Here is a 2,081-nt window from a genome sequence, read left to right on the forward strand (position 1 = left end):
ATGTTGAGTCTCCGACAATCCCGGGGCGGTTCAGTATCTGCGTGAGTAGTAATCTTGAAGCTTTTATTCCCCAAGCTAAGCGTTCTTTCTATTTGCTTTATTTGAGGAGCTAGTTCCTTATAGCTTCCAGCTCTCCATGCACTTTTACACGTTGTTTTGGCCTTATCGAGATATGTCTTTACTTGTGCCACTCCTCTTTTATAACGCACCTTGGTATCTTGCAACCAAGATATAGGTTTTAACTCCTAAACCGTTCCAGTAAAAGGTTTTTTAGCCAATTCTAACCTTATATTAACCTCATCTACAAAATATGCATCAGTTCTAATATTACCAAACGTTCCATCACGCCCCTTATCAGCTCCATAACCAAGTAAAAGTCGACTGTTTAGTACGTTTGCCAAATCTCTATGTACTACCATTCCAATAATAGCTTTTTCCAAAAAGGGCCTTTTTTTGTACATGTCTTCATACATCTCAGGCGCAAGCCCCCACAAATCAACAAACTCATGCGGTCTATCATTAGCAAAGGCATACAGATCCTCTCCTGCTACTAAACCTACAGGATCAGGGGTCAGATACTGATTACGAGTCGGACTAAAGTAGCGATGAATATTGTAGTGCAGACTGGTTTCAGCATCATAGTACTGATTAGAACCGCGTAGATTTATCGCTATTTGTGAGCCATTAAAGACTGTAGCTTGCCCATTATCTGTTAGATAAGCTTGCCAAACTATGTTTGCATCTTCATCTGTCACTGTCATCACAGAGCCGCGATGATCCGTCTTCAAGTAAAAAGGCTCTAGCTTATTAAATTGTAGCAACGGACGATTATCATGATAGACATAGTCTGTAAATTGTGGTTTGTCCTCAGTTGCGGTTTGCGTCAACTCACTGATTAGGATGCCATTGTCATATAAGTAATAAGTGGTTTGCTGCGCTTGGTTGGCTTGGCTGCTGTCAAGTACTGATTTTTTGTAGCGCTCACCAGTGATAAGATAGTCGTAAGTGACTGTAGAACTTTTATTATCAGTAACTTGTGTTAAGCGTCCTAAGCTATCGTAACTGTATTGACGTCCTGACTCTTGTAGTAGTTGACCCATTGGATTGTATTGATCGGCGGTAGTGGTTGTTTGAGCCACTACTTTTGAAGGCTCATTAGGCACAGCATTATTACTGCTTTGAGTACTTTGACTATTCTGACTTGTTGAGTCTGTGCTAACGCTGGTATCGTTGCTAACACTAGGATAAGCATAATCAATCGCGTAGCCACCTTGGTATGGTGTGCTATAGCTATAAGCAATATCTTTATTACCTGTCCACTCTACAACCTCATTATCTCTATAAGCTTGTGATTGACTAACGCCATTGCCAAAATTAAACGCTAATTGATTATCATAAGAGTTTTTGTCACTAAGGTTCGAGACTAAGACTTTATCTTTAAGCCAGCTTTTTTGCGCGATTTGATCTAACTGACCCTTTTCATCGTAGCTATAATTTAGAGTTAAACCGCTAGGATAATCAGTCTGTATCAACTGCTGGTTGGCATTGTATTTATAATACGCAGTAAATCTACTATCTGTAAACTGCCATGTCTTTTGAGTGATATTACCGAGCTGATCATAAGCATAGTGAAGCTGATATAGTCAGTTCAAAATAAAAGTGTTATGGCTAGGGCAAATATCATAAAACAATTTAGATGAGTTATTTTGCATCCAGCCCTGGCGTAGAAACTTCACCTGTGCCCATTTTTTCTCGATAAGGTTCAGGTCAGGACTGTACGGCGGCAGCCATAAAATACGATGGCCATGTCTGTTCAGTAGCTTTTGCATGCATTTGTTCTTATGAAATCGAGCACTATCCATGACTATCACGCATTTGGTTTTAAGACTTGGGATCAGCGTGTGTTTGCACCAGTAGTAGAATGTGATGCTGTTAATATTGTGCTCAAAGTAATCTAGGGCAAACAGCATCTTTTCATAGAGAGCACCGATGACGTTAGTTCGCTTTTTTGCTTGCCAGTTGTAGCGATCAATACAAGGTTTGCCTATCGGTGCATAGCCGTAAGGACGAATGGTTTCAGC

2 protein-coding genes are annotated in these 2,081 nt (G+C 40.3%); both read right to left on the reverse strand.

The genetic code is table 11. From position 1 onward, the window contains the following. Positions 1-245 precede the first annotated feature (245 nt). Positions 246-1,532 carry an RHS repeat domain-containing protein gene (locus INT03_RS00245; protein ID WP_193007111.1) on the reverse strand — a complete coding sequence of 429 codons (1,287 nt, stop codon included), beginning with the start codon at positions 1,530-1,532 and terminating at the stop codon, positions 246-248. Positions 1,533-1,643: 111 nt separating this feature from the next. Continuing rightward, positions 1,644-2,081: transposase (locus tag INT03_RS00250; RefSeq protein WP_193007112.1), on the reverse strand; the 438-nt coding region annotated here is incomplete at its 5' end.

Source organism: Psychrobacter sp. PG1, assembly GCF_014897815.1.
Taxonomy (GTDB): Bacteria; Pseudomonadota; Gammaproteobacteria; order Pseudomonadales; family Moraxellaceae; genus Psychrobacter.